Here is a 25,747-nt window from a genome sequence, read left to right on the forward strand (position 1 = left end):
CGGAACTCCCTCGATCGTCGGCTTCACGGGGTCTCGTTCTAGCATGGCCACCGCCCCGCTACACATGCAGCCGCCCAGGCATGCCAAGCCCCGAGCCGGTCAGGCTCGACTGACCCCGACAAGGGGGTAGAAACATCCTCGCCTGTGGATGGGTCACACCGGTGTACCCCGTTAGCGAGACAATACTGTGGGCGACAGCCTGTGACACGCCGCGAGAGGAGGGGTCATGACGCAACCGCAGCACAACCCGTGGACGACGCAGCAACCGCTGCCGGCCGGGCCGCAGCCGTCCGCGCCTGGCCCTGTCCCCGAGGTGGGTCCGCGGGGACCGTCGGCACCTCAGCATGGTGTGCCCGCGCCCGCCGAGGACCAGCGGCTGCCCAAGTTCGCCATCCCCGCCGCGGACACCCTGTGGTGGGTCGGTGTGCACGGCGGCGCGGGCGAGTCGACCATGTCGCAGCTGCTGCCGGGCACGCGCGCGGCGGGTCACCGCTGGCCGGTCCCGCCGCCGCCGGTGCCGACCCCGGTCGTGCTGGTCGCTCGGACGCACGGGTCGGGGCTGCGCGCGGCGCAGCGCGCGGCGATCGAGTGGGCCTCCGGCGTGGTCCAGGGCATCGCCGTCCTGGGCCTGGTGCTGATCGCGGACGCCCCCGGCCGGCTGCCACGGGTGCTGGACGACTTCGCCGACATCGTCGGCGGCGGTGTTCCCAGAGTGTGGGACATTCCCTGGATCGAGGAGTGGCGAAGGGGGGAAGATCCCACGCCTGACAACACCCCCGACGAGGTTTTCGAAGTTCTCGAATCCATCTACGCTCTTCGCGCGTCACATCCAGCGGACTACCCCGCCCCGTACTGAGAGGCTCTGTTCATGTTGTTGTTGGCTACCAAGGTCATGATGCTGCTCCCGCTCCGTGAAGCACTGCCGGGCGACGTCCAGAAGAAGGTCTCGACGGTGACCGACTGGGTGACCGGGGTCGCGATCGCGGTCTGCATCCTCGGTGTCATCATCTCGGGCGCCATGATGGCGATCGGCCAGCGCCGCGGTGAGGGCGGCGAGCACGCGGCCCGCCTCGGCTGGGTCCTCGCGGGCTGCATCGTGATCGGTACGGCGTCGGCGCTGGTCAACACCATCGTCTGATGACGACCACACCGCGCACCGCTCTGCACGGTTCGTCCAAGGGCTGATCCGCCATGGCCTGGTTCAGTGGACGCGACTCTTCCGGGTCGGGGGACGACGGCGACGACGCCCCGATCTGGGAGAGCCGCGGGTTCGTCGCCTCGGGGATCGTCATCGGGGCGGTCGTCGTGTGCCTCGTGGTCTGGCTGGTGGTCGGTAACGGCAACGGTGCGCCGTCCGGTCAGCAGAGTCCTTCGGTCACGCCCACGCAAGGGCCGACCGACGGCCCGACGGACCAGCCCACCGAACCGCCCGCGACCCCTGACCCGCCGACGGCCACGCGGACGCCGTCCGTCCCGGCGACGCCCAACGGCACCGGCGGCTGCCGGGCCAAGAACCCGCCGCAGCGGATTCCGCGCGAGGCGCCGGAAGCGGTCAGCTGGCAGTTCGAGACCAACATGCTGATCCCCCTGCAGCCACAGGGCGGACCGGCGCTCGAGGACGCCAAGGGGCTGCGCTCCTGCTTCGCCCACTCGCCGACCGGCGCCGTACTGGCCGCGATGGTGACACTGGGCCAGATCCGCAACCCCCAGCTCACCGAAGCCGTGCTGCGCAACCGGATCGCTCCGGGCGACGGTCGCAACCTGGCGCTGAAGGCGGCTCGCACCTCACCGACGCCGCGCAACACCGCCCAGACCTCGCAGTTCGCCGGCTTCAAGGTGGTCGACTACCTGCCGAACCGGGCGATCGTCTCGGTCGCGGTCCGCCTGGACAGCCAGAAGGTGGCCGGCCTGCCGGTGACGCTGCTGTGGCAGAACAACGACTGGAAGCTGATGCTGCAGCCCGACGGCAGCTTCAACGGCGAGGTCGCGCCGGACGTGCTGCAGTCGCTCGAGGGTTACGTCCGGTTCGGAGGCGCCTGATGATCGTGCTGGGTTGTTCCTGGGCGCCCTGGGACTGGGGCGACTGCATCGCGACGTACCTGAGGTCCCAGCTCGACGGGGTGATCGGCAGCCTGTTCGACTTCCTCTTCGAGGCGCTGAAGGCCGTGGTGATCAAGGCCGTCGAGAGCGTGATGAAGGCGGTCGGCACGCTCTGGATCGACATCGACACCCCGCAGTTCGGCAACAACAGCGCGGTCTCGTTCGTCCAGGACAGCACGCTGTTCATCCTGATCTTCGTCGCCACCCTCTCGGTGATCATCGGTGGGATCCGGATGGCGCTCGCGCAGCGCGGCGAGGCCGTCCGCGACATCGTCAAGAGCCTGATCACGATGGTGGTGGTGTCCACCGGCGCGGTCGCGTTCGCGGCGGCGTTGATCGAGATCGCCGACGCGTTCTCGGAGTGGATCGTCGACGAGGCGGTCGGCGGTTCGGACTTCTCCACGCGGATCGGCACGATCATGGTCAATCCGCTCAAGCAGGACCTCGAGCTGATGCTGGTGATCACGATGGGCATCCTGATGGTGATCACGTCGATCATCCAGCTGGCGCTGATGGTGATCCGGTACGGGATGCTGATCCTGCTCGTCGGCGTGCTGCCGCTGACCGCGGCGGCCACCAACACCGAGGCCGGGATGATGTGGTTCAAGCGGGCGGTCGCCTGGCTGGCCGGGTTCATCCTCTACAAACCGATCGCGGCGATCATCTACGCGGCCGCCATCCTCCTGATCGGTACCCCGGCGGGCGCGCCGGACAAGACGCTGGCCGTCATCACGGGGGTCGCGATGATGATGCTGGCCGTCGTCGCGCTGCCGGCCATCCTGCGCTTCGTCTCACCGAAGACCGGGAGCTGAGATGCTGGCACTCCTGTGCGACGACGGGTGGGAAGCCTGCATCCGGGACTTCCTCCTGAAGGCCCTCACCCCCGCAGTCGAGGCGATGATTAAGTTGATCTTCGATCCGATTCTCAGTGCCCTGGCCGAGGCCGTCGGCAAGGTGATGGCGACGATCGGCACCTTCTGGGTCTTCATCGACACCCCCGCCGTCGGCGACGCCCAGGGCGCGCCGGCCAGTGCGACGGTCGGCTGGATCTGGGAGCGCACCAGCTGGCTCGCGGTCTTCGCCGCCATCGTCGGCCTGATCGTGGGCGGTGCCCAGCTGGCCTGGTCGCAGCGCGGCGACTCGGCCAAGGACCTGCTCAGGTCCCTGATCACGCTGGTGGTGGCGTCCACGCTGGCGATCGCCGTCGCCCAGCTGCTGATCAGCATCGGCGACACCTTCTCCAAGTGCATCGTCGGGACCGCGCTGGACGTCGACGCGACCACCGGCTGGACCTGTTCGATCGATGCCGCGAACCCGCAGGCCTTCGGTGACGCGATGATCGTGCTGATGGGGCTGTCGGTCGCCCAGGGCGGCCTGCTCGGACCCGGGCTGATGATCGCGATCGCGATCCTGACGTTGCTCGCGTCGGTGATCCAGGTGGTGCTGATGGTGATCCGCTACGCGATGCTGATCCTGCTGCTGGGGGTGCTGCCGCTCGCGGCGGCGGCCACCAACACCGAGATGGGCAAGGCCTGGTTCAAACGGATCCTGGGCTGGCTGGTCGCCTTCATCCTGTACAAACCGGTGGCGGCGCTGATCTACGCCACCGCGATCAAGCTGACCGGGGCTGCCTTCGAGGAGGGCGAGCGCAACGGTCCGCTCGCCTTCGTCGAGCAGGATCCCGGGACCGCGATCATGAACATGGTCACCGGCGTCACGATGCTGGTGCTCGCACTGTTCGCGATGCCCGCGCTGATGCGGTTCATCGCGCCGATGGTGTCGGCGACCGCGGGTGCGGCCGGGGCCGGTGGGATCGCGGCCAAGATGGTCGGCGCGGACAAGCTCACCGACCAGGCGTCCAAGAGCGCCTCCAGCGAGAGCGACGGCCCGAGCGGTGCGCGCAACGTCGGCCGCTCCAGCAGCAGCAACTCGTCCGCGCCTAGCTCGGGGCCCCGTGGGGCCCAGAACTCCGGGCAGGCAAGCGGTAGCGGCGGCGGCGGGGGTGGAGGCGGCGGCGGAGGCGGCGGTGCCGGTGGTGGTGCGGGCGGCGGTGCCGGAGGCGGTGCTGGGGCCGGAGCTGGAGCCGGCGGAGGTGCCGGTGCCGGTGCTGGTGCTGGTGGTAGCGCAGCGGCCGGTGGTGGCGCGGCCGCGGGTGGTGGCGCCGCAGCGGGTGGCGCAGCGGGTGGCGCGGCCGCCGGTGGTGGCGCGGCGGCCGGTGCCGCGGCCGGTCCGGTAGGCCTCGCGGTGGTGGCCGCCGCCGCGGTCGCCGCGAAGGTCAAGGAAACCAACGACGCCGTGATCAATGAAGCAACCAGCGGAGCGGACGAAGAGGGACCAAGTGGCAGCGGCTGACAACGTACGAACGGCGCCGAGGACGTACGGCAACTGGCGTGCGCCCGCCTCGGCGGGCATCGCCGGGCTGGGCACGCTCGGCACCGCGATCATGATGATGGGCCTCGTGGTCACGATGATCGCCACGCTGACCAGCGGGATCGGTGGTGCGCTGGTCTCGCTGACGATCGTCGGTGCCGCGCTGCTGCTGCTGATGACCAAGGACAAGCACGGGCACTCCGCCCTGCAGAGGCTCTCGACCCGAATTGGATGGCAGCGAGCGAAGATGGCCAGGCACAACGTCTACCGATCCGGACCACTCGGCCGTACGGCGTGGGGCAAGTTCCAGCTCCCAGGCCTCGCCGCGGCCTCCCAGCTCAGCGAGTACCAGGACTCCTACGGCCGGCCGTTCGCGCTGCTGTTCTACCCGAGCACCCGACACTTCACCGTGGTGATCAACGCCGAGCCGGACGGCGCGTCTCTGGTCGACGAGGATCAGATCGACGTCTGGGTGGCGCACTGGGGCCAGTGGCTGGCGTCGCTGGGCCACGAGCCGGGCATCGTCGCCGCCTCGGTCACCGTGGAGACCGCGCCGGACACCGGGATCCGGCTGCGCCGTGAGGTCTCGCAGAACATGCAGGACGGTACGCCGGCGATCGCCCGCGCGATGCTCGCCGAGGTGATCCAGACCTACCCGGAGGGCTCGGCGCTGGTGTCGGCCCGGGTGGCGCTGACCTTCAAGGGCACCGACCGCAACGGGAAGCGCCGCAAGGAGGAGGACATGGGCCGCGAGCTCGCGTCCCGGTTGCCCGCGCTGACCCAGAGCCTGAACTCGACCGGCGCGGGGGCCGCCCGCCCGGTGGCCGCCCAGGAGCTGTGCGAGACCATCCGGATCGCCTACGACCCGGCCGCCGCGGTGCTGATCGACGAGGCGCGTGGTCAGGGCATCGCGCCCGAGCTGCAGTGGACCGACGTCGGTCCGGCCGGCGCGCAGGCGTTCTGGGAGAAGTACCGGCACGACAGCGCCTGGTCGATGACGTGGCAGATGACCCAGGCGCCGCGCGGCGAGGTGTTCTCCTCGGTGCTGTCGCAGCTGGTCGGGCCGCACCCGGACATCGACCGCAAGCGCGTCACCCTGCTGTACCGGCCGCTCGACGCCGCCACCGCGGCCCGGATGGTCGAGGCCGACAAGCGCAACGCGTCGTTCCGCGCGACCGCGTCGACCCGCCCGTCGGCCCGCTCGATGGCCGAGGCGCGGGCCGCCGACCGGACCGCGCAGGAAGAGGCCCGCGGCGCCGGCCTGGTCAACTTCGGCATGGTCGTCACCGGCACGGTGATGACCGCCGAGCAACTGCCGGACATGGTCGCCGCGATCGACAACCTCGGTGCCACCGCCCGCGTGCTGCTGCGGCCGGCGTACGGGTCGCAGGACTCCGCCTTCGTCGCCGGGCTGCCGCTCGGTGTCGTGATGCAGAGCCACCTGTCGGTCCCGGCCGGTCTTCGGGAAGCGCTGTGAGTCGACGGGAGAGCTCGTGAGCAAGAAGAAGAAGCCGGTCGACCCGAGCCGCGGCGGCCGCCGCCCGATGCCGCGCGGCTGGCCGGGGATGGGCGGCGGTTACTCGACGTACCTGCAGGCACCGGCCGAGTGGCGCGGTACGACGGTGCAGGTGTGCGGCATGTGGCCGTTCGCGTCCGGCACCGGCAGCCCGATGGTCGGGGTGCCGATCGGCCGCAACATCCTGTCCGGCGCGACCATGTGCTGCGACCCGATCAGCTGGTTCATGCGGGCCAAGCTGATCTCGAACCCGTCGATGTTCGTGCTCGGCAAGCCGGGTCTGGGCAAGTCGACGATCACCCGGCGGATGGCGCTCGGCCTGGCCGGGTACGGCGTCATGCCGCTCGTCCTCGGCGACCTGAAGCCCGACTACAAGGACCTGATCGAGGCGCTCGGCGGCCAGGTGATCGAGCTCGGCCGCGGCCGTGGCCACCTGAACGTGCTCGACCCGGGGGAGTCCCGCAAGGCCGCGCTGCGGCTGACCGGCTCGGCCCGGCAGGCGATCCAGGCCGACGCGCACGGCCGCCGGCAGACGATGGTCTCGGCGCTGATCTCGATCATGCGCTCGGCCCCGCCGACGGACCGCGAGGAGACCATCATCGACGAGGCCCTCAAGGTGCTCGACGAGCGTCACGAGGGAACGCCGGTGCTGCGCGACCTGCTGAAGGTCGTCCAGGACGCACCGGACCGGGTCCGCAACGTCACCCTGGACCGCGGCAGCCTGGACCGGTACCGGCAGATCACCGAAGGCCTGGAGGCCTCGCTGATCGGTCTGGTCGGCGGCGGCCGGCTCGGCGAGATCTTCTCCGAGCAGACCGACAACCCGATGCAGATGGACCGCCCGGTCGTCTTCGACGTGTCCAACATCGACGACTCCGAGACCAACCTGCAGGCCGCCGTACTGCTGGCCTGCTGGTCGTACGGGTTCGGTGCGGTAGCGGTCTCGCAGGCCCTGGCCGATGCGGGCCTCGAGCCCCGGCGGCACTACTTCGTCATCCTCGACGAGCTCTGGCGGGTACTGCGGGCCGGGCGCGGTCTGGTCGACCGGGTCGACGCGCTGACCCGGCTGAACCGGCAGCGTGGTGTCGGGATGGCGATGATCTCGCACACCATGTCCGACCTGCTGGCGCTGGAGCACCCCGAGGACCGGATGAAGGCCAAGGGCTTCGTCGAGCGGTCCGGGATGGTCATCTGCGGCGGGCTGCCGCGGGCCGAGATGGAGAACCTGACCGAGGTCGTGCCGATGTCGCAGGAGGAGCAGAACATGCTCATCGGCTGGCAGGACCCGCCCGCGTGGGACCCCGCCACCGGCGAGGAGGCCGCACCGCCCGGCCGAGGCAACTTCCTGGTCAAGGTCGGTGGCCGGCCGGGCATCCCGGTGCACGTCGGGCTGACCTCGGTCGAGCGCGAGATCAACGACACCAACAAGCTCTGGAAGACCGGCGCCGACGGCCGCCCGCTCAAGGTGGAGGTCGCCGACGACGGGACCGAGGAGGTGGTCGCCGAGTACACCTTCGACGACCCGGCGCAGCTGCCTCCGCCCGACCCCACCACCCGGGTGGTCGCCCGGAGCGGAGTTGACGACTGATGGCACAGGGACGCAAGAGCACCGGCGGCAGCTCGATCTCGCCCGAGGCGATCTCGCTGTTCGTCCTGATCGGCCTGGTCGCGCTGATCTCGGTCGGGTCCTGGGTCGCGGCCTCGCTCGGGGCCGCGATCAGCGGTGACAAGAAGCCGGGCGGCAACCCGTTCTCGGTCCCGATCGACCTGTTCACCGGCGACTACGAGTGGCCGGGGGCCGCGACCGCCGTACTGATCGTGGAGATCCTGGTCGTCGCAGCGGTCGGCGTCGGTGGGTTCATGCTGCTGCGCCGGCGTGGTGGCAGCAAGTCCCGGGTCGACCGGCACGCGTTCCTGATGTCGAACCGCAAGGACCTGCGCAAGGTGCTGCGCGAAGGTGCCCAGGAGACCGCGAACCGGCTCGGCGCCGGACACGCGGGACCGGGCATCTTCATCGGCCGGACCGTACGGGACGACCTCGAGCTGTTCGGCTCGTGGGAGGACATGCACATCGACATCTGGGGACCCCGGACCGGTAAGACCACGACCCGCGCCGTACCGGCCATCCTGGACGCGCCGGGTGCCGTGATCGCCACGTCGAACAAGCGCGACATCGTCGACGCCAGCCGCGGCCCGCGCAGCGCGAAGGGGCAGGTCTGGGTGTTCGACCCCCAGGGTGTCGCCGACGAGGAGCCGACCTGGTGGTGGAACCCGCTGAGCTACGTCACCGACGAGGTGAAGGCCCGGCAGTTCGCCGACCACATCGTCAGCAGCCAGCGCCAGGAGGGCGCCCGCTCCGACGCCTACTTCGACACCGTGGCGGCCGACCTGCTGGCCGGCCTGCTGCTCGCGGCCGCGCTGGCCAAGCGGCCGATCAACCAGGTCTACCTGTGGCTCAGCGACCAGCTGAACGACGAGCCGGCCCGGATCCTCGACCACGAGCCGGGTTACGAGCTGGCCGCGCAGCAGATGGCCAGCCTCTACAGCCTGCCGGACAAGCAGCGGGCCGGTGTCTTCGGCACCGCCCAGCCGAACGTGCAGTTCCTGCTGAACCGCAAGGTCGCCGGCTGGGTGAATCCGAACGGCCCGGCCGACAACCGGCCGCAGTTCGACCCGCACGAGTTCGTCCGCGGCGGTGGCACCCTGTACAGCCTGTCCAAGGAAGGCACCGGTACGGCGGGCCCGCTGGTCGCCGGCCTCACCGTCGCGATCGTCGAGGCGGCCGAGGAGTACGCCAAGACCTGCCCGATGGGCCGGCTGCCCACTCCGCTGGTCGGCGTGCTCGACGAGGCCGCGAACGTCTGCCGCTGGAAGAACCTGCCCGACCTCTACAGCCACTTCGGCTCCCGCGGCATCGTGCTGATGACGATCCTGCAGTCCTGGGCGCAGGGCGTGGAGTGCTGGGGCGAGCACGGGATCGAGAAGCTGTGGTCCTCGGCCAACATCCGGGTGTACGGCGGCGGTGTGTCCGACTCGTCGTTCCTGGAGCGGCTGAGCAAGCTGATCGGCGAGTACGACATCAGCTCGAACACGGTCTCGTACGAGGGCGGCAAGCGCTCGCACAGCAGCCAGGTCCAGCGGCACGCGATCATGGAGGTCTCCGACCTGACCTCGATGCCGCCCGGCCGTGCGGTGGTCTTCGCCTCCGGTACGCCGGCCACGATGGTCAAGACGGTCCCGTGGATGGCGCGGCCCGACGCAGCGTCGGTGCGCGCTTCGCTGGCGCAGTTCGACCCGGGGTCGGCGTCGACCGCGGGCCCGGCCGGCAGCGCGTCGAACCCGTGGATCGCGGCCGGCCAGAAGGCCAAGCACAACCCGCTCGGCCCGGCCCAGGCGACCTGGCCGGCAACGCCCGCCAACCAGCCGCAGGCCCCGGAGCCGTCCCAGCAGCAGTGGGGTCAGGCGCAGTGGAGCCCGCCCAACCCCAACGACCGGCGCGGGTGAGAATAGGGTGTGCAATCCAGCGGTGCGACCGAGGTGGTCGCACCGTTCGCCTGACAGGTAGCCCGAAGGAGTGGAGCCATGGACGACGACGACGTGATGGAGCTGTACTACCCGCACGTCGCGGCCTTCGTGGAGGACCGGCTGGTCTATCTGTACGCCCGGCGGCTCGGGCAGACCTTCGTCTGGTGCCCCGAATGGTTCCGGCACGCTGAGGCGCTGAGCCGGCTGGACTCGATCTGGCGCGCCTGGGAGCACCTGCGGCTGGACCCGGCGACCGGGATGTCGGTCTGGTGGCGTGACCACGCGGACCCGCACATGCACGTGCTGCTCAACCCGGACGGCCCGTTCGCGGGCTGCCGTGGAGCGCACAGCGAGTACACCGCCCGCCCGCTCGTGACGGTGCCGCCGCCGGAGGGGCTCTTCTACGACCAACGCGAGCCGAACCTGCGCAGCGTCTGATCCAGCAGCCGACAGGCTCTGGGAGAATAGAGATATGGCTATGGAATCCGCACGTCCGGTGTCGCTGACCGGGATCAAGCCGACCGGCGACCCGCACCTCGGCAACCTGATCGGCGCGATCCGGCCGGCGCTGCAGCTGGCCGACTCCTACGACGCGATGTACTTCATCGCCGACTACCACGCGCTGACCGTGCTGCGGGACGCCGAGCAGCTGCGGCACTACACCCGCTCGGTGGCGGCAACGTGGATCGCGGCCGGTCTCGACACCGACCGGATCACGATGTACCGGCAGTCCGACGTACCGGAGACGTTCGAGCTGCACTGGGTGCTGTCGACGGTGGCCGCGAAGGGCCTGATGAACCGGGCGCACGCGTACAAGGCGGCCCGGGACAAGAACGCGGAGGCCGGCAAGCCCGACCTGGACGCGGGCGTCAACATGGGTCTGTACAACTACCCGGTGCTGATGGCGGCCGACATCCTGCTGATGGACTCCGACGTCGTACCGGTCGGCAAGGACCAGTCGCAGCACGTCGAGTACGCCGCGGACATCGCCGGGACGTTCAACCACCTCTTCGGCGAGAACAACCTGAAGGTGCCGCGGCTGGTGCTGCCCGAGGACGACGCGGCCAAGACGCTGCCGGGCATCGACGGCCGCAAGATGAGCAAGAGCTACGGCAACACGCTCCCGCTGTTCGCGCCGGAGAACCAGCTGAAGAAGCTGGTCCGCAAGATCGCCACCGACAGCACGCCGGTCGAGGAGCCGAAGGACCCGGACAGCTCGTCGGCGTTCCTGATCTTCGAGCAGTTCGCGTCGCCGGAGCAGCTGGCCGACACCCGGAAGCGGCTCGAGGCCGGCGGGATGGGCTGGGGCGACCTGAAGAACGAGCTGTTCGAGGTGATCAACACCCAGATCGGCCCGCTCCGTGCCCGGTACGACGAACTGATGGCACCGGGCAGCGACCTGGACGACCTGCTCGAGGCCGGCGCCGTCCGGGCGCGGGCACGCGCCAAGGTCGTGCTGGACCGCGTCCGCGACGCGGTCGGCATCTCCTAGCCGAGGGCGGTCAGCGGACCGCGCCGGTGACCAGCCACGCGTCCCGGCGTTCGCGGGTGAGCAGGGTCAGCAGGCGGAGCAGCATGAACCCGCCGAAGGCCCACCACAGCGCCACGACCCCGCCGTCGAACCAGATGACGCTCAGCGCCAGCGGGACGTAGAGCACGAGCGCGATCACGCCGGCGACTGCCAGGTACGGGCCGTCGCCGGCGCCGATCAGTACGCCGTCGAGCACGAACACCACGCCGTTCACCGGCTGCCAGAGCGCGGCGACCAGCAGCACCGCGGACAGCGAGTCCCGCACGGCCGGGTCCTCGGTGAACCAGGGCACGTAGATCGTGTGCAGGCCCCACAGGGCGAGACCGCCGACCACGCCCGACCAGAGTCCCCACCACATCATCCGGCGGGTGATCGCGCGCGTCCCCTCGACGTCGCCCGCGCCGAGCGACCGGCCGGTCAGCGCCTGCGCGGCGATCGCGATCGCGTCCAGCGCGAGGGCCAGGAACGACCAGAGCGTGAACGCGACCTGGTGGGCCGCGACGGACGTCGTACCGAGTGAGGTGGCGACGAAGGTGGCGAGGATGATCGCGACGCGCAGCGTGAGCGTGCGGACCACCAGCGGTACGCCGGAGTGGGCCGAGGCGCGGATGCCGGGGAAGTCCGGCCGCAGCTTGGCGCCGTCGCGCCGGGCCCCGCGGACCACGACCACGACGAGCGCGACGCCGGCGGCGGTCTGGGCGAGCGCCGTACCGAGTGCTGATCCGGCGATGTCCAGGTCGAGGCCGTAGACCAGGATCAGGTTGAGCACGATGTTCAGCAGGTTGGCCGTGATCGCGACGATCATCGGCGTCTTGGTGTCCTGCAGACCACGCAGTACGCCGGTCGCCGCGAGCAGCAGGAGCATCGACGGGATGCCGAAGCAGCTGATCCGCAGGTAGACCACCGCGTGGTCCGCGACGTCCGGCGACGGGTTGAACGCGCCGATCGCGGCCGGGGCGAGCAGGATCCCGACCACAGCCAGTACGACGCCCAGCAGCAGCGCGAGCCAGAGACCGTCGATGCCCTGGGCCAGCGCGCCCTTGTGGTCGCCGGCGCCGATCCGCCGCGCGACGGCCGACGTCGTCCCGTACGCGAGGAACACGCAGATGCCGACCAGGGTCTGCAGGATCGTGCCCGCGATCCCCAGGGCGGCGAGCTGCGGTGTCCCGAGGTGGCCGACGATGGCCGAGTCGGCCAGCAGCATCAGCGGTTCGGAGACCAGGGCGAAGAAGGCCGGCACCGCCAGCCGGAGGATCTCCCGGTCCTGGCTGCTGGTAAGGCGCATAGGCCTCATTGTGCCTGGCGAGGGCTGTGCACAACGCACCGGACCGAACTGTCTCGAATCTTTTTCTTCTCCACACCTGTGAGTTCACGAAACCGCAGGTCAGAGGGATGTTCGAGAGCTTTCCCCACAGATATCCACAGGGTTGTTCCCAACCTGTGCACAGGACTTCCCGGGGTTTCCCACAGGTGGTCCACACCCCCTGTGGACACTCGGCTACCTGCTCACGGCGGTTCGGGCGTACCGTCGCGTGACCGACGCCGTCCGCCCGACTCGGGGGCTTGGGTGGTTCGGTGAAAACTGTCGGCGACGCCGGATACGGTTCGATCACGTGTTCGACCCGTTGGGCGGGTCGGTGGGCGGACGAGGAGGTCGGGGCAGTGAGCGTTGCGGAGTTCCGCGCAGGACCGGACAGCGGGAACGAGGAACGCAACCCGGCGATGGGCTTCGACCGCACCCCGCCGCAGGACCTGGGCGCCGAGCAGTGCGTGCTCGGCGCGATGATGCTGAGCAAGGACGCGATCGCCGACAGCATCGAGACCGTCCGTGGCACCGACTTCTACCGGCCGGCGCACGAGTCGGTCTACGACGCGATCACCGACCTGTACGCCCGGGGCGAGCCGGCCGACGCGATCACGGTCGCCGCCGAGCTGGCCAAGCGCGGCGACATCGCCCGGATCGGCGGTGCGCCGTACGTGCACACCCTGGTCGCCTCGGTGCCGCTGGCCGCCAACGCCAGCTACTACGCGCACATCGTCCGGGAGAAGGCGATCCTGCGCCGCCTGGTCGAGGCCGGCACCAAGATCGTCCAGCTCGCGTACGCCGGGGAGGGCGAGGTCGACGACGTCGTCGACGAGGCCCAGGCCGAGATCTACCAGGTCACCGAGAAGCGGACCACCGAGGACTACGCGCCGCTGAAGGACATCATGGAAGGCGCCCTCGACGAGATCGAGGCGATCGACTCCCGTGGTGACGCGATGATCGGCGTCCCGACCGGCTTCACCGACCTCGACGAGCTGACCAACGGGCTGCACCCGGGCCAGATGATCATCGTCGCCGCGCGTCCCGCGATGGGCAAGGCACTCGCGCTGGACACCCCGCTGCCGACGCCGTCCGGCTGGACGACGATGGGCGAGGTCGCCACCGGTGACGTGCTGCTCGACGCCGACGGCCGTCCGACCCGCGTGGTCGCCGCGACCGACGTGATGGACGACCGGCCCTGCTACCAGCTGACCTTCTCCGACGGTACGACGATCGTCGCCGACGCCGAGCACCAGTGGGTCGTCGAGGACGGCGGCCAGCCCGTCGTCTGCACGACACTCGACCTGCACAGCGCCATGTCGGCGTACGCGGGTCTGACCCCGGCGGTGCCGCGGTCAGCGCCGCGGGAGATCGCCGGTCACGGAGTCACCACCGGCGTGCTCGGTGAGCCCGACCGCCGGGTCGAGCGCGTCGAGCCCGTCGCCTCCGTCCCGGTCCGTTGTGTCGAGGTCGACAACCCCGACCACCTGTACCTGGCCGGCAAGACGATGGTGCCGACCCACAACTCGACGCTGGGCCTGGACTTCGCCCGCTCCGCGTCGATCAAGCACGGCCTGACCTCGTGCATCTTCTCGCTGGAGATGAGCCGCAACGAGATCACCATGCGGCTGCTCTCGGCCGAGGCGAAGGTCCCGCTGCACCACATGCGCAACGGCAAGATGACCGACGAGGACTGGGCCCGCCTGGCCCGCAAGATGGGCGAGGTCTCCGAGGCCCCGCTGTTCATCGACGACTCCCCGAACCTCACGATGATGGAAATCCGCGCGAAGGCCCGCCGCCTCAAGCAGCGCCACGACCTGCGCCTGATCGTGATCGACTACCTGCAGCTGATGTCGTCGGGCAAGAAGGTCGAGTCCCGCCAGCTCGAGGTCTCGGAGTTCTCCCGCTCGATCAAGCTGCTCGCCAAGGAGCTCGAGCTCCCCGTCGTCGCCATCTGCCAGCTCAACCGTGGCTCCGAGCAACGATCCGACAAACGCCCGATGACGTCCGACCTGCGTGAGTCAGGCTCGCTGGAGCAGGACGCCGACATGGTCATCCTGCTGCACCGCGAGGACGCCTACGAACGCGAGTCCACCCGCCCCGGCGAGGCCGACTTCATCGTCGCCAAGCACCGCAACGGCCCCACCGCCGAGGTCGTCGTCGCCTTCCAGGGCCACTACTCCCGCTTCGTCGACATGGCCCACGACGGCTGAGTACATCTGTCTAGACGCACCGAGTTGATTGAGCAGCACGTCGAAATCACTGCCGGCGCCAGAGCCTGGCCGAAGCGCAGCTTCTCTTCTTGCCGGCGCCTCGGCCTCCGCGCCGGAGGTGGTGGGTCGCGTTAACCAAGACTGTGATGCTCGGCCCTCGTAAGAGCAGTGCTAGCAATTCAGACAACCTTAGATTGCCATATATGGCGGTATATTGAGGCAATGGCTTGTATATGGAACCACTGATGCGTATAGTCCCGTATATGAGCGACAGTCAAGCCGATCGGACGGGTGAAGGCGCGCGGCTATTGAAGCTGCGGCTGCCCGCCCAGCTGGTCCGCGACATGGACGAGGCGATTCTGGCTAGCCGTGGGGCGTACTTCGACCGCAACGAGTTCGTCACCGAGGCTGTGTGGGACCGCCTTGCCGAGGAAGGTCTCTCGATTCAGGCCCGGGTGCGGATGGCAACTGAGCCTGACGGAAGCGAGTGGCAGGTGGAGGCCGCTCTGGAGGCAACACCGCCGACTGCGCCGCGGTTGGTCCAAGAAGGGCACAACTTCGGCCTCCATAACAGGGACCTGCCGACTCTATGGGTTCTGGCTGACTTGATGGTCAACGCCGCCGATGGGTTGGAGTGGACGAAGTACTTCGAGCAGTTGCGCGAGCGGGCCCAAAAGGCTGGCCGTTGGTTGCGCAAGCAGGACGCCGACAGTCACGCCGCAGTGAAGGCGGCGGTCGGGTTCCCGCGTGATGGCGCCAAGGCAAAAGCGTCCGAGGACCGGTTCCTGAGTACGGCCGTTGGCGCGCCACGCTCTGGGCAGGGGCCGGCCTTCCTGATGGGCCTTATCGGAGTCGCAGGCGAGCCGGCAGAGGTTCGCCCCACCCCCGAGGCGGTGGAGCTGCTGCGTGAGCTCGCAGCGACCGGCCTAACTCATCAGGTACCACAGTCAGCCGAGGCCGCGCGCCGATGGCTACGCCACCTACAGGCTGTGGCATCACAGGAACATGCCACGTGGCTCCAGGTGCTGCGTGCATTGGAAGGACGGCCGACCCGCGCCGACCTGACTGATCTGTTTCCCCAATGGCCAGGAACTCAGGCCGACACGAACTGTATGGGCTACATCTCACGTGGTCGCGAGTGGGGTCTGGTGCGTCCCGAACTCGTCGATGGACGCTACGAACTGACTGACCTCGGCCACCAGGTGGTCATGGAAGGAGTGAAGACTGATGGGTGACCAGATTGTCGACCTCGCGCTGGCAGCGCGCACGGGCGCCGATGTCGACCGGCTTGAGGGCGCCTTGCGTGCAGCACTGCCAGGCGTTAAGGAGCGAGATCTGGGCGACAACCCGGTTAATTGGTCCTCGGTGTCCTCGGCTGGTGAGCCGGCCGCCCTCCTCATGGAGCGTATTACCAACATGTTCGACGCCTACCTCCTGCGGGCGGCTCACGGCCGTGCCGACCGCTCATGGGGTAGCCCGGGAGAGGCGGCTAAGGTCCTAATCGATGCCCCCGACGGTGTTGACGCCCTGACCGATGAACAGCGGACCGTAGTCGCAGACAACCTGCGGGTCAGTCTGCTGAACTCCGACGACCCCGCCAGACGGCCTACCATCGCCTTCCGTGACCGAGGCATTGGGCTGACCGGCGAGGAGATGCCTAGCACGATCTTGTCCCTCCACGGCTCTAATAAACTAGATACTCCCTGGCTGCACGGGGTTTTTGGCAAGGGCGGATCCTCGACCTCCCAGTACAGCGACGCCACCATCGTGGTCAGCCGTAAACAGCCCAGCATGCTCGGCGAGCACGAGCAGGACAAGATTTCGGTCGCCGTAGTGCGGCTCGTCGACACCCCGACACGTCGGCTGGAGTACTTCCGCTACCTCGTCGATGAATATAGCCGCGTCTATACAGCTCTCGCGATTGACTACCCCGGCTTCGAGCCTGGCACCTACGTTGCCCACGTTAACTTCCAAGGTGACCGAATCGGCACCCAGAACTGGGAGTACGAGGAGTCCATCTACGCCTACGGGGAGACTATTCTCTTCGCTCCGACGCTTCCTTACGCACTCCAGGACGCCCGTACTGGCGACGCCAACGTACGGCCCGTGAACCGTCGCGGTCCCTCGACCGTTGCTGGACTCGGACGCCGCCTGGCACGCGCGGCGGGCCGGAAGTCTGACGACAAGACCCTGGCCGTGACCGATTGGACCACCATCCAGGTCCCAGGCGTCGGCAGCGTTCGTCTGCGCTGGTGGCTCTTCGACGGCATCGACGCCCGTCGCCGCCGGGCCGCGAAGGGTTACGTCGTCTTGTTCACCACCAACGGTCAGGTCCATCACAACTGGGATCAGGCCAAGCTCATCCAGCTCGTTCCCGACAAGCAGCGGGTGGCCAAGAGCATCCTGGTCCAGATCGATTGCGACGAACTCGACCTCAAAACGCGCGCCCGGATTTTCGACACCTTTCGCACCCAGACTCGCCACAGCACCGAGGCCCGCGAGCTAGAGCGGGCCGTGGCCGACGAACTCCACAACGACCCTGACCTGCAGGAGATGGAGGAGAAGCTGGTCTCTCAAGCCCTGAAGTCAGCAGGCAAGGGTGTCAGCAGCGCCTTCCTTAAGAAGCTCAACAAGGCCATTTCGATCAAGGCTGCTGGCATCCGAGAAACCGGCCGTGGGCCTCAGGAGGAGCCGACGACTCCGCCTGCACCTTTAGAGAATCTCTACAATGAACCGACCTACTTCGAGGGCCCCGAAGAGGTCACAGTCATCCCCGGCGGCCGGGCATCAGTGTTCCTGCGGGCTAACGCCCATGACGCTTTCGTTCCGACCCGGGGCCAGATCACGCCGCGCGCGTCAGGCCCGTTCGACCAATGCACATATACTCTCGGCGACCTGAGACGAGGCCGCATGCGGGTCGGGTTGCTGGTCGCACCCGACACGACCCCGGGCACCTACAGCATCGACTTCGATCTGGCCTGGTTCAGTGACGATGGCACGAGCAAAGTGCTGAACTGGACCACCAAGGTCGAGGTCGTGACAGAGATTCCCGAGAAGCGTCGCGGGACGAGTGCCCCGAAGTTGGAGCCCGATGGGTCAGTGGCGTTCATCTGGGGTGGACGAAACAACTTTGATGGCAGCGACAAGGTTGCCGGCAAGCTTGAGCACATGCCTGGAAGTGCGTTGGCGCAGCACGACCCCGCTTATGCGGCCTACAAGTCCATCCAAACAGTGCCGACCGTGGTTCTCAACCAGGACTTCAAGGACTGGGCGGGCTACCGCACGCGTGTGGTGAAGGCTAAGAGCGACGACACCGCCGAGGTGCGCAAGGAACGGTATGCAGTCGCGGTCGGCTCGGCGGTGGCCGATATCTGGGGACAGGAGGCCGATTTCGAGAAGGCACGTCGCGACAGCACGGAGGGTACCGACCTACCCGAGCCGATGTCGGTTGAGCAGCGCAACCGAGCGGTCACCCAGGCCGCCCGCACCGCCCTTGTGCTGCTGCCGGACTTCGACACCTTCGGCACGGCGTAGAGTAGATCCGCTCGATTACCGGTCAGCGATCAAGCTCAGCAGCCATAACCCCGATCAGGTCCACAGCGTGGGCTGCGGGGACGGGGTGTTGATCGGTAGTTCGCGCACGAGATCGTGGGGAATCGGCAGAGCGTTGAGCGCACGTGGTTCGATCTTGCTCAACTGGTCACCGTGGCTGCGGGCCCGTGCCTGGATCGCCGCCTGACCCTGAGGCCCGCGCAACCAGGCCAGTACCGCGGTTCTTGTACCCGATAGGACCTCGGGCTTCCAGGACAAGCCATAGAGATTGTTAGTGATGTGAGCGGACGCATCGTTGACCACAAACCGGAAGCTGGTCTTCGATGAAGGACCCACGATTACGTCGGGGACGACCACTTCGGTCGACAGGTCGAACCATTCGCGACGGTAGGCGCACAGATACCTGCTCGGGTACCCCTCGTCCGTGCCGTAGTCGACGTACGCCTTGACGTCCGCATCCTTCAGATCGGAGCGTTGGGCAAGGAACAGCCACCGGCGGTCGCGTTCGGGAAGGGCTGCCAATCCGGCCTCATCCACGCTGTCGCCAGGATGATCGCGTAGGCGTCGGACCAGTGGCACCTGCACCTTCGCCGGCAACGGACGCTCGGTGAGCTGCTCGTTGGTCAACAAGAAGAATGCGTTGGCGCCGGTGGCCGTGCCGCGCACGATCCGGGCCACTGTCGAGAGTGGGACAGTTTTCGCGGGCTGCATGACCGGGCCTGTTGAGCTCTCGTCTGGAAAGAGCGAACGCCACTGGGCGGGACACGGGATCGATCGATCCACCTGATGCCGGCCGCCGTCGGGCAGAGATGTGATCATCGGCTGGTCGCTGTCCCTCTCGGGGCTGATCAGCAGCGAGACGGCGTCGACCTGCGCTTCCTTGAACAGCCTGGTGGCGAACAGCGTCAGACGCACTGACCGGTTGGTCTGCGTCCAGATCCATCGGCGCAGTCCATCGGCGTAGTCGGCCTCGAGCCATTGCGCCGGGAGCAGGAGACACACGGCGTCCTTGGGGGCAAGCTGGTTGATCGCCGCCGCGGTCATCAAGGCCGATAAGGAGGCACGCGACCCGCATAGTCCACTTGCTGCGTCTAAGAGCCGCTCTCGATCATCACGGGGCAGCAATTGCAGCCGGGTGTAGGGCGGGTTTCCCAGTACAAGCCGCGGCCCGGGTAACGTCGGATACTCGGTGCCTACGTACCGGACGAAGTCAGCCAAACGCAGGCGCACCCCGGGCGTCTCTGGAGACGTCGCGAGCAGAGACTCAGCCGCCGCGCGAACACCTAACAGCCCTAGCGTGACCGGGTTGACGTCGACGGCATCGATTGTTGCGCCTGGCCACTGCTTGGCAGCGGCGACCGAGAAGATACCAACACCAGCGCCGACGTCGACCACAGTGGCCGGAGTGATTCCCTCCTCAGCACATGCGGCAAGCATGCGGGTGACTTCGTCCGGAGGCGTGAAGAAGGTCCCCAGCCGCCGCCGGTGGCCGGAGGCAACTGTCGAGGAGTAAAGCGCCGCGACATGCTCACTACTCCCCGACAACCGCAAACCGGCCTCAATGACCTCGGGTGGCGGTGTGGGGCCCCGTGAGATCCACCCCTTGAGCTCCGGGATACTCGAGAGCGCATCGAGACCGTCGCTCAGCGACGGCTCGTCCAACATTGCCTTCGCCAGACCGCCGAGCGCGGCCAGGCGCTGACGTTCGTTCTCGCTAGTGCCGGGGACGTCGTCCTCGTCGACAAGGTCGGGACATTCCACGGACTTTAGCCATGCCAGAACGGTCCGCAGCTCGAGGCCCAGATCGAGGTCGCCCGCAATCACCAATGTCACCCCCGCACCCGACTCTAGAATTCACAGTCTAGGGGCTCGTGGGCGCCGATCTGCGGGCACGGTAGGAGTCTCATCGTTCCGCCACAAGGTAGGAGCGAACCAGCCAAGGGCGCTGGGAGACGAGACTGTCGATGTCTCGACGCTCGCGGACCGTGCTGGGCGAATACAGGCGAGTGTTCCAACGCAACGATGTCCACCTTGGGGCGCTTCCTCGTGTGTGGTCGACGTGGCTTAAGCACGAGTCGCGTCAGGGCTCCTGGGTTGCTACGAAGGTTGACCCTTCGGGCCAGTCGGGCACTCGGGGGTTCGCACAAACGCACCCGTTGATGCCAGTGCACCGCGGAGGCTTCCTGCACGAAGAGTTCGCCAGAACTCCGGCGGCGTGGAATCGGCCAGCGTCGCCAGTGGAGGTCCGTCGACTGGTGCATCATCGCTCCGCCATATTCCTACCTCGGCCCGTCTGGATCCGCGCAATGGCCGGCCGTCAGTGCCCCTTCGACTCGATCGCGCCACTGTCGGTCCACGTTCGCCTCGACCACCAGAGCGGCAAACGGCCGCGGCTGAACATATCGCGGACCCGCGCACCCTCGAATGCGGGTGAAGACCGTTCGAGTCCCCTGTTCAGTCAGACAGCGATTCCGTCGCGTCGCGCCAGCGGTCGGCGGAGATGGATTCCTGGGCCAGCAGGCGCAGCGACGCGATCAGGGTTTCGCCGAGGATGGTGCCGATGACGACGCTCTCGGCGATCTGGTCGGGGTCGGTGCGGGCGGTGACCGAGGCGACCTCGAGGGCGGTGAACTTCTCGACCGCGTCGGCGTAGGAGTCGAGGAAGTCGACCAGGTGGTCCTGGTCGAGGGTGCGCAGGGCGGCGACGGTCTCGATCAGCGTGGTGAGCGCGGGGGCGTCGGACTCGACCTTCCAGCCGCGCCTGGCGATCAGCTCGCCGACCTGTACGGCGGCCGCCGTACGGTCCTCGGTGGCGGCGGTCGGCGTCCGGGTCGGGGTGATCGCGCGGTGCGCGCGCCCGATCTGGTCGTGCAGTGGCATCGAGTCGGAGTCCAGCCCCTCAAGGATTTCCTTCACCCGCGCGACCGGCACCTGGCCGAGGTCGATCAGCGCCCGGATCAGCCGCAGCCGGCGGAGGTGCGCTTCGCCGTAGGACGCCTGGTTCGGGCTCGTCAGCTCACCGGGCGGCAGCAACGCCTCCCGCAGGTAGTACTTGATCGTCGGCACCGGGACACCCGACTGCCGGCTCAACTCCGCGATCCGCATATCCGCCTTGCCTTCCCTCGACCTGTGATGGATAGTAGCAGTATCCATTAACGGATAGTCCGACTATCCATCTGAGGGGAGAGTCAAAGATGCTGATCGATGTCGTGCTCGTCGTCGCGACGCTGGTCTTCCGCGGGCTCGGCGCGCTCGGCGTCCGCCGGTTCACCCGCTGGCCGGTCGCCGCGGCCCACGGGCTGGCGGTGATGCTGGTGCTGACCGCGAGCGCCCACTTCGTCCCGGCCGGCGTGACCGTGATGCCCAACCACGCGGACATGGTCCGGATCGTCCCGCCGTTCGTCCCGTACGCCGACGCGATGGTCTACCTGACCGGCGTACTGGAGCTGCTGGGTGCGCTCGGGCTGGTCCTGACCGCCACCCGCTGGGCGGCCGGCTGGTCGCTCGCCGCGCTGTTCGTGACGTTGCTCCCGGCCAACATCTACGAGGCCGTCGAGCAGATCTCGTTCGCCAACGGGGAGGCGACGCCGCTGTGGCAACGCATCCCCGAGCAGGTCGTCTACATCGCGGTCGCCGTCTGGGCCGCCCGATCAGCCCGTACGCCGTCCGCCGCGCCGCAGCGCGAGCTCGTCGAAACCCACTGAAGGAGCCCAAAACATGTCCGACCCGTCCCGCACGATCGCCGGGGTCATCCTGCTGACGATCGTCACGATCGAGTTCGGCGGCTGGTTCCTGACCAAGATCGCCCGCGGCCAGGTGCCGATGACCGACTTTCAGAAGGCCTTCGCCCGGGCCGGCCACGCGCACGCCGGGGTGCTGGTCATCCTCAGCCTGGTCGGCCTGCTGTACGTCGACCTGACCAGCCTCAGCGGTTTCTGGCTGTGGGTCGGCCGGCTCGCGCTGCCGGTCGCCGCGATCCTGATGTCCGGCGGCTTCTTCGCCTCGTCCGCCGGCAAGAACGTCACCCAGCCGAACAAGTTCATCGCCGTCCTCTGGCTCGGCGCCACCGCGCTCGCCGTCGGCGCCCTGACGCTCGGCATCGGCCTGATCACCGCCTAGGGCGCGAGGCGGGCGCCGACGGAGCGGATGAGAGCGGCCGTCTCCGGCGGCGCCTCCAGCGTGAAGTCGGCGCCTAGGGCAACCACTCCGGCGACGTACTGGATCAGCAGCTGGGCCGAGTCGGCGCTCAGCGTGAGCACGCACGACTCCGGCCCGGTCGGTACGACGGTGCCCGGCAGCCACCAGCCGTAGAAGCCTTCCCGGACCGCCACCTCCGACAGCTCGACGTGCAGCACCGCCGAGTGCTTGTACGTCGCCGCCGCGAACGACTCGGCCAGGTACGTCGCGGCGTCGGCGGCCGGGATCTCCCGTCGGACGAACCGATGCCGGCTCGGCCGGACGTCGCTGATCCGGTCGACCCGGAAGCTGCGCCAGTCGTCGCGGTCCGGGTCGAAGGCGAGCAGGTACCAGGTCCCCACCAGCGCGACCAGCTGGTGCGGCTCGACCCGCCGGCTGGTCGCTTCGCCGTGCCGTGATTCGTAGCCGAAGGCAACGATCTCCAGGTCCCGGCAGCAGGCCGCGAGCACCGCGAGCCGGCCGGGATCGACCCGGGGCAGATCCGCGCGGGCGACCACCGACGCCGCCCCGACCGCCGCGACCTGTGGACGAAGCCTCGGCGGCAGCACCTGCGACAGCTTCGCCAGCGCGCTCATCGAGCTGTCGTACATCCCCGTCACCCCACCGCTGCCCGCGCCGGCCAGACCGACCGCAACGGCCACCGCCTCGTCGTCCGAGAGCACCAGCGGCGGCATCGCGCGCCCGGACACCAGGCGGTACCCACCGGCCGTCCCCGTCGTCCCGACGACCGGGTAGTCGAGCGAGCGCAGCCGGTCGACGTCCCGGCGGATCGTCCGGTCCGTGACGCCCAGCCGCTCTGCGAGCTCGGCGCCCGACCACTCCCGGCGCGACTGCAGCAGCGACAGCAGCCGCAGCAGTCGTCCCGGCAGGTCGTTCATATCCACAAAGATATCCACAGCTTGAGGACAACTTCTGTCCGGAACGCCGTCTACGGTCGGCGGCATGAAGACTTGGACCCCTGAAACCGACGGCTACGACAACCAGCGCAGCGGCTTCCAGCGCCGCGATCCGCACCGGCCGACGCGGATCTTCGCCGTGACCAGCGCCGCCGACATCCAGGAAGCGGTGCGCTACGCCCGCGACCACGAGCTGCGGCTCGCGGTCCGGGCAAGCGGGCACGGCCACACGACGCCGACCGACGGCGTGCTCGTTGCCACCACCGCCTTCGCCGGTGTGACTGTCGACCCGGAGCAGAAGACCGCGACGATCCAGGCGGGCGCGACCTGGCAGCAGGTGACCGCCGCGACCGCGCCGTACGGGCTGGCGCCGCTGTCCGGCAGCTTCCCCGGCGTCGGCGCGATCTCGTACACGCTCGGCGGCGGGCTCGGGCTGATGGCGCGCAAGTACGGCTTCGCCGCCGACCACGTACGTCGGATCGACCTGGTCACGCCCGACGGTGAGCTGCGGTCCGTGACGCCGGAGGACGCGGAACTGTTCTGGGCGCTGCGCGGTGGCGGCGGCAACTTCGGCATCGTGACCGAGCTGGAGATCGACCTGTTCGACGTCGCGACGGTCGCGGGCGGCAGCCTGTACTACGACCTCGCGGCCACTCCCGACGTACTGCAGACCTGGAGTGAGTGGACCGCGACCGTACCTGAGGAGGTCACCTCGGCGGTCGGCGTCCTGGTCCTGCCGGACATCCCGATGGTCCCGGCGCCGTTGCGCGGCAAGCACATCGCGCAGCTCCAGCTCTGCATCCTCAGCGACCTGGACCAGGCCGAGCAGCTGATCGCGCCGCTGCGCGCGCTGGGGGAGCCGGTGATGGACACCTTCGGCGAGATCCCGTACGCCGAGTCCGGCCGCATCTTCGCCGAGCCCGAGCAGCCGCACGGCTACCGCGCCCAGAACATCCTGCTCGCCGACCTCGACCCGGTCGCGCTGTCGACGATCCCCAAGCTGGCCGGCCCGGAGGCGGGCGCGATGTGCGTCGTCGGCATCCGTCACCTCGGCGGTGCGCTGTCCCGTCCGCCCGCGATCCCGAACGCGGTCGGTCGCCGCGAGGCGCAGTACGCGCTGACCGTGCTCTCACCCGGCGAGCAGGACTTCACCAAGCTGCACCGCGGCATCCTGGAGCCGTGGACGTCGATCGGCCGGCAGCTCAACTTCAGCTTGGGCCCGCTCGACGCCGACCAGATCGCCGAGGCCTACGAGCCCGCCGACCTCGAACGCCTCAAGACGCTCAGGCGGAAGCTCGACCCGACCGGCCTGCTCCAGCCGAACCATGTGATCTGAGGCTCACCCGCTGGTCGCGTCCGCCCGGCCGGAGCAGGGTGAAGCCATGAACAAGGCGCACCTCGAACTCTGCTCGTCGGACTACTGGATGACCCACCTCGGGAACACGGTCGTGCCGTGGGCGCTGGAGCGGATCGCGCTCGGCGGACGGCTGCTCGAGATCGGGTCCGGCCCGGGCGCCGCGACGCGGGTGCTGCGGGAGAGCTTCGAGGTCACCGCCGTCGAGTACGACGTGGAGCTGGCCGCCGCGCTGATCGACCAGTTCCAGGACGACCCGCGCGTGCACGCGAAGCAGGGCGACGCGACGCAGCTGGACGAGCCGGACGACCGGTACGACGCGGCGGCGTGCTTCACGATGCTGCACCACATCCCGTCGCGCGAGCAGCAAGACCAGGTGTTCGCCGAGATCGCCCGGGTGCTTCGGCCGGGCGGCGTGTTCTTCGGGACGGACAGCCTGGCCGGGCCCGGGTTCTTCCGGCTGCACGAGGGCGACATCTGCGTGCCGGTCGATCCGATCACGCTGGCCGACCGGCTGGAGGCGGCCGGTTTCGTCGACGTCGACCTGGAGGTCCGCGGCGAAGGGGTGCGCTGGACCTGCTCGACCCCGGAGGCCAACGGCGCGCGCGTCCAGGTCCGGGAGCCGTTCCTCAAGACCTACACCAGCGACGACTTCCGCCACGGCATCGTCGCCGACTGGGTCCCGCAGCTGCTCGAAGTCGCTGCCCTGGGCAACGACCCGCTGCACCTCGACGCCGGCCCCGCCGACGCCGCCGAGCCCCTCCGCGCCGCAGCTCCCCGCCTCACGGTCGCGCAGCTCGACCCCGCCTTCACCCCGGACCTGCGCGCCCGCACAGCCGAGCTTCCCCACACCGAGATCGTCGACGTGGACCCCCTGCACCTCCCCTTCGACGACAACCGCTTCACGGCTGCCACCGTCTTCCTGTCCCTGATGCATCTCCGCTCACCCCGCACCCAGGACGCCGCCCTCCGCGAGCTCCACCGAGTCCTCCGCCCCGGCGCGACCTTCGCCGGCCTGAACGCCCTCGACGGCAACCACTTCCGCAGCATGAACGACCACGACCGCGCCGTCCCGATCGACCCGCTCACCTTCGCGGCCCGCCTCGAACAAGCCGGCTTCACCAACCCGAAGCTCGACTACTGGTCCTTCCCCCGCTTCACCGCCCAGGTCCCCGGCTAGCCGCACTCGG

The 25,747-nt window shown here is 68.8% G+C and carries 21 protein-coding genes; 17 read left to right on the forward strand and 4 right to left on the reverse strand.

The window, feature by feature from the left end:
* The first annotated feature begins 226 nt into the window (after window positions 1-226).
* The 10 genes from ACLQ2O_RS03260 (at window position 227) to ACLQ2O_RS03305 (ending at window position 11,003) form a co-directional block, all read left to right on the forward strand.
* On the forward strand, window positions 227-856 hold the full coding sequence (locus ACLQ2O_RS03260; RefSeq protein WP_425826981.1) for a DUF6668 family protein: 630 nt from the start codon (window positions 227-229) through the stop codon (window positions 854-856).
* A gap of 12 nt (window positions 857-868) precedes the next feature.
* The gene (locus ACLQ2O_RS03265) at window positions 869-1,138 is read left to right on the forward strand and encodes a TrbC/VirB2 family protein (RefSeq protein ID WP_425826983.1); all 270 of its coding nucleotides are present in this window, start codon (window positions 869-871) and stop codon (window positions 1,136-1,138) included.
* Window positions 1,139-1,191: 53 nt separating this feature from the next.
* Window positions 1,192-2,040, forward strand: a complete 849-nt coding sequence (locus ACLQ2O_RS03270) for a hypothetical protein (protein ID WP_425826985.1) — start codon at window positions 1,192-1,194, stop codon at window positions 2,038-2,040.
* On the forward strand, window positions 2,040-2,912 hold the full coding sequence (locus ACLQ2O_RS03275) for a hypothetical protein (RefSeq protein ID WP_425826987.1): 873 nt from the start codon (window positions 2,040-2,042) through the stop codon (window positions 2,910-2,912). The genes ACLQ2O_RS03270 and ACLQ2O_RS03275 overlap by 1 nt, the downstream gene beginning before the upstream one ends.
* Before the next feature lies 1 nt (window position 2,913).
* Window positions 2,914-4,452 carry a hypothetical protein gene (locus tag ACLQ2O_RS03280; protein WP_425826989.1) on the forward strand — a complete coding sequence of 513 codons (1,539 nt, stop codon included), beginning with the start codon at window positions 2,914-2,916 and terminating at the stop codon, window positions 4,450-4,452.
* A complete protein-coding gene (locus ACLQ2O_RS03285) occupies window positions 4,439-5,947 on the forward strand; it encodes an SCO6880 family protein (RefSeq protein WP_425826991.1) in 1,509 nt (502 codons plus the stop codon). The genes ACLQ2O_RS03280 and ACLQ2O_RS03285 overlap by 14 nt, the downstream gene beginning before the upstream one ends.
* Window positions 5,948-5,963: 16 nt before the next feature.
* A complete protein-coding gene (locus tag ACLQ2O_RS03290) occupies window positions 5,964-7,574 on the forward strand; it encodes an ATP/GTP-binding protein (RefSeq protein WP_425826993.1) in 1,611 nt (536 codons plus the stop codon).
* A complete protein-coding gene (locus tag ACLQ2O_RS03295) occupies window positions 7,574-9,490 on the forward strand; it encodes a TraM recognition domain-containing protein (protein ID WP_425826995.1) in 1,917 nt (638 codons plus the stop codon). Before ACLQ2O_RS03290 ends, ACLQ2O_RS03295 begins: the two co-directional genes overlap by 1 nt.
* 78 nt (window positions 9,491-9,568) lie before the next feature.
* Window positions 9,569-9,949: a DUF4913 domain-containing protein gene (locus tag ACLQ2O_RS03300; protein WP_425826997.1), complete on the forward strand. Its 381-nt coding sequence runs from the start codon at window positions 9,569-9,571 to the stop codon at window positions 9,947-9,949.
* A 40-nt stretch (window positions 9,950-9,989) separates the two neighbouring features.
* Entirely contained in the window at window positions 9,990-11,003 is a 1,014-nt protein-coding gene (locus ACLQ2O_RS03305) for a tryptophan--tRNA ligase (RefSeq protein ID WP_425826999.1), read from the forward strand.
* 10 nt (window positions 11,004-11,013) lie between these two features.
* Here the strand turns inward: ACLQ2O_RS03305 and ACLQ2O_RS03310 are convergent, their stop codons facing one another.
* Window positions 11,014-12,327, reverse strand: coding sequence for an MATE family efflux transporter (locus ACLQ2O_RS03310; RefSeq protein ID WP_425827001.1), 1,314 nt, complete (start codon window positions 12,325-12,327; stop codon window positions 11,014-11,016).
* 377 nt (window positions 12,328-12,704) lie between these two features.
* Here ACLQ2O_RS03310 and dnaB point away from each other — a divergent pair, with 377 nt between their 5' ends.
* The 3 genes from dnaB (at window position 12,705) to ACLQ2O_RS03325 (ending at window position 18,092) form a co-directional block, all read left to right on the forward strand.
* Window positions 12,705-14,558 (forward strand): replicative DNA helicase, encoded by a 1,854-nt coding sequence (gene dnaB / locus ACLQ2O_RS03315; protein ID WP_425827003.1) that lies wholly within the window; start codon window positions 12,705-12,707, stop codon window positions 14,556-14,558.
* A 263-nt stretch (window positions 14,559-14,821) separates the two neighbouring features.
* The gene (locus ACLQ2O_RS03320) at window positions 14,822-15,793 is read left to right on the forward strand and encodes a hypothetical protein (RefSeq protein WP_425827005.1); all 972 of its coding nucleotides are present in this window, start codon (window positions 14,822-14,824) and stop codon (window positions 15,791-15,793) included.
* Complete coding sequence (locus ACLQ2O_RS03325) at window positions 15,786-18,092, forward strand: hypothetical protein (RefSeq protein ID WP_425827007.1); 2,307 nt, start codon at window positions 15,786-15,788, stop codon at window positions 18,090-18,092. Before ACLQ2O_RS03320 ends, ACLQ2O_RS03325 begins: the two co-directional genes overlap by 8 nt.
* Before the next feature lie 54 nt (window positions 18,093-18,146).
* On the opposite strand, the gene ACLQ2O_RS03330 is transcribed toward ACLQ2O_RS03325, so the two are convergent.
* Together ACLQ2O_RS03330 and ACLQ2O_RS03335 are read right to left on the reverse strand one after the other, a co-directional pair.
* Window positions 18,147-19,943 (reverse strand): Eco57I restriction-modification methylase domain-containing protein, encoded by a 1,797-nt coding sequence (locus ACLQ2O_RS03330; RefSeq protein ID WP_425827009.1) that lies wholly within the window; start codon window positions 19,941-19,943, stop codon window positions 18,147-18,149.
* Window positions 19,944-20,564: 621 nt separating this feature from the next.
* Window positions 20,565-21,263, reverse strand: coding sequence for a MerR family transcriptional regulator (locus ACLQ2O_RS03335; protein ID WP_425827011.1), 699 nt, complete (start codon window positions 21,261-21,263; stop codon window positions 20,565-20,567).
* Between the two features lie 41 nt (window positions 21,264-21,304).
* Here ACLQ2O_RS03335 and ACLQ2O_RS03340 point away from each other — a divergent pair, with 41 nt between their 5' ends.
* Entirely contained in the window at window positions 21,305-21,814 is a 510-nt protein-coding gene (locus ACLQ2O_RS03340; protein ID WP_425827013.1) for a DoxX family protein, read from the forward strand.
* Window positions 21,815-21,827: 13 nt separating this feature from the next.
* Complete coding sequence (locus tag ACLQ2O_RS03345; RefSeq protein WP_425827015.1) at window positions 21,828-22,229, forward strand: hypothetical protein; 402 nt, start codon at window positions 21,828-21,830, stop codon at window positions 22,227-22,229.
* Here the strand turns inward: ACLQ2O_RS03345 and ACLQ2O_RS03350 are convergent.
* The gene (locus ACLQ2O_RS03350) at window positions 22,226-23,185 is read right to left on the reverse strand and encodes a helix-turn-helix transcriptional regulator (protein WP_425827017.1); all 960 of its coding nucleotides are present in this window, start codon (window positions 23,183-23,185) and stop codon (window positions 22,226-22,228) included. The genes ACLQ2O_RS03345 and ACLQ2O_RS03350 overlap by 4 nt on opposite strands.
* Window positions 23,186-23,249: 64 nt before the next feature.
* On the opposite strand from ACLQ2O_RS03350, the gene ACLQ2O_RS03355 reads away from it, so the two are divergent.
* Together ACLQ2O_RS03355 and ACLQ2O_RS03360 are read left to right on the forward strand one after the other, a co-directional pair.
* Entirely contained in the window at window positions 23,250-24,539 is a 1,290-nt protein-coding gene (locus ACLQ2O_RS03355) for an FAD-binding oxidoreductase (protein ID WP_425827019.1), read from the forward strand.
* 46 nt (window positions 24,540-24,585) lie between these two features.
* Window positions 24,586-25,737, forward strand: a complete 1,152-nt coding sequence (locus ACLQ2O_RS03360; RefSeq protein WP_425827020.1) for a class I SAM-dependent methyltransferase — start codon at window positions 24,586-24,588, stop codon at window positions 25,735-25,737.
* Window positions 25,738-25,747: the final 10 nt, after the last annotated feature.

This window comes from Kribbella sp. DT2 (assembly GCF_049844575.1).
Lineage (GTDB): Bacteria > Actinomycetota > Actinomycetes > Propionibacteriales > Kribbellaceae > Kribbella.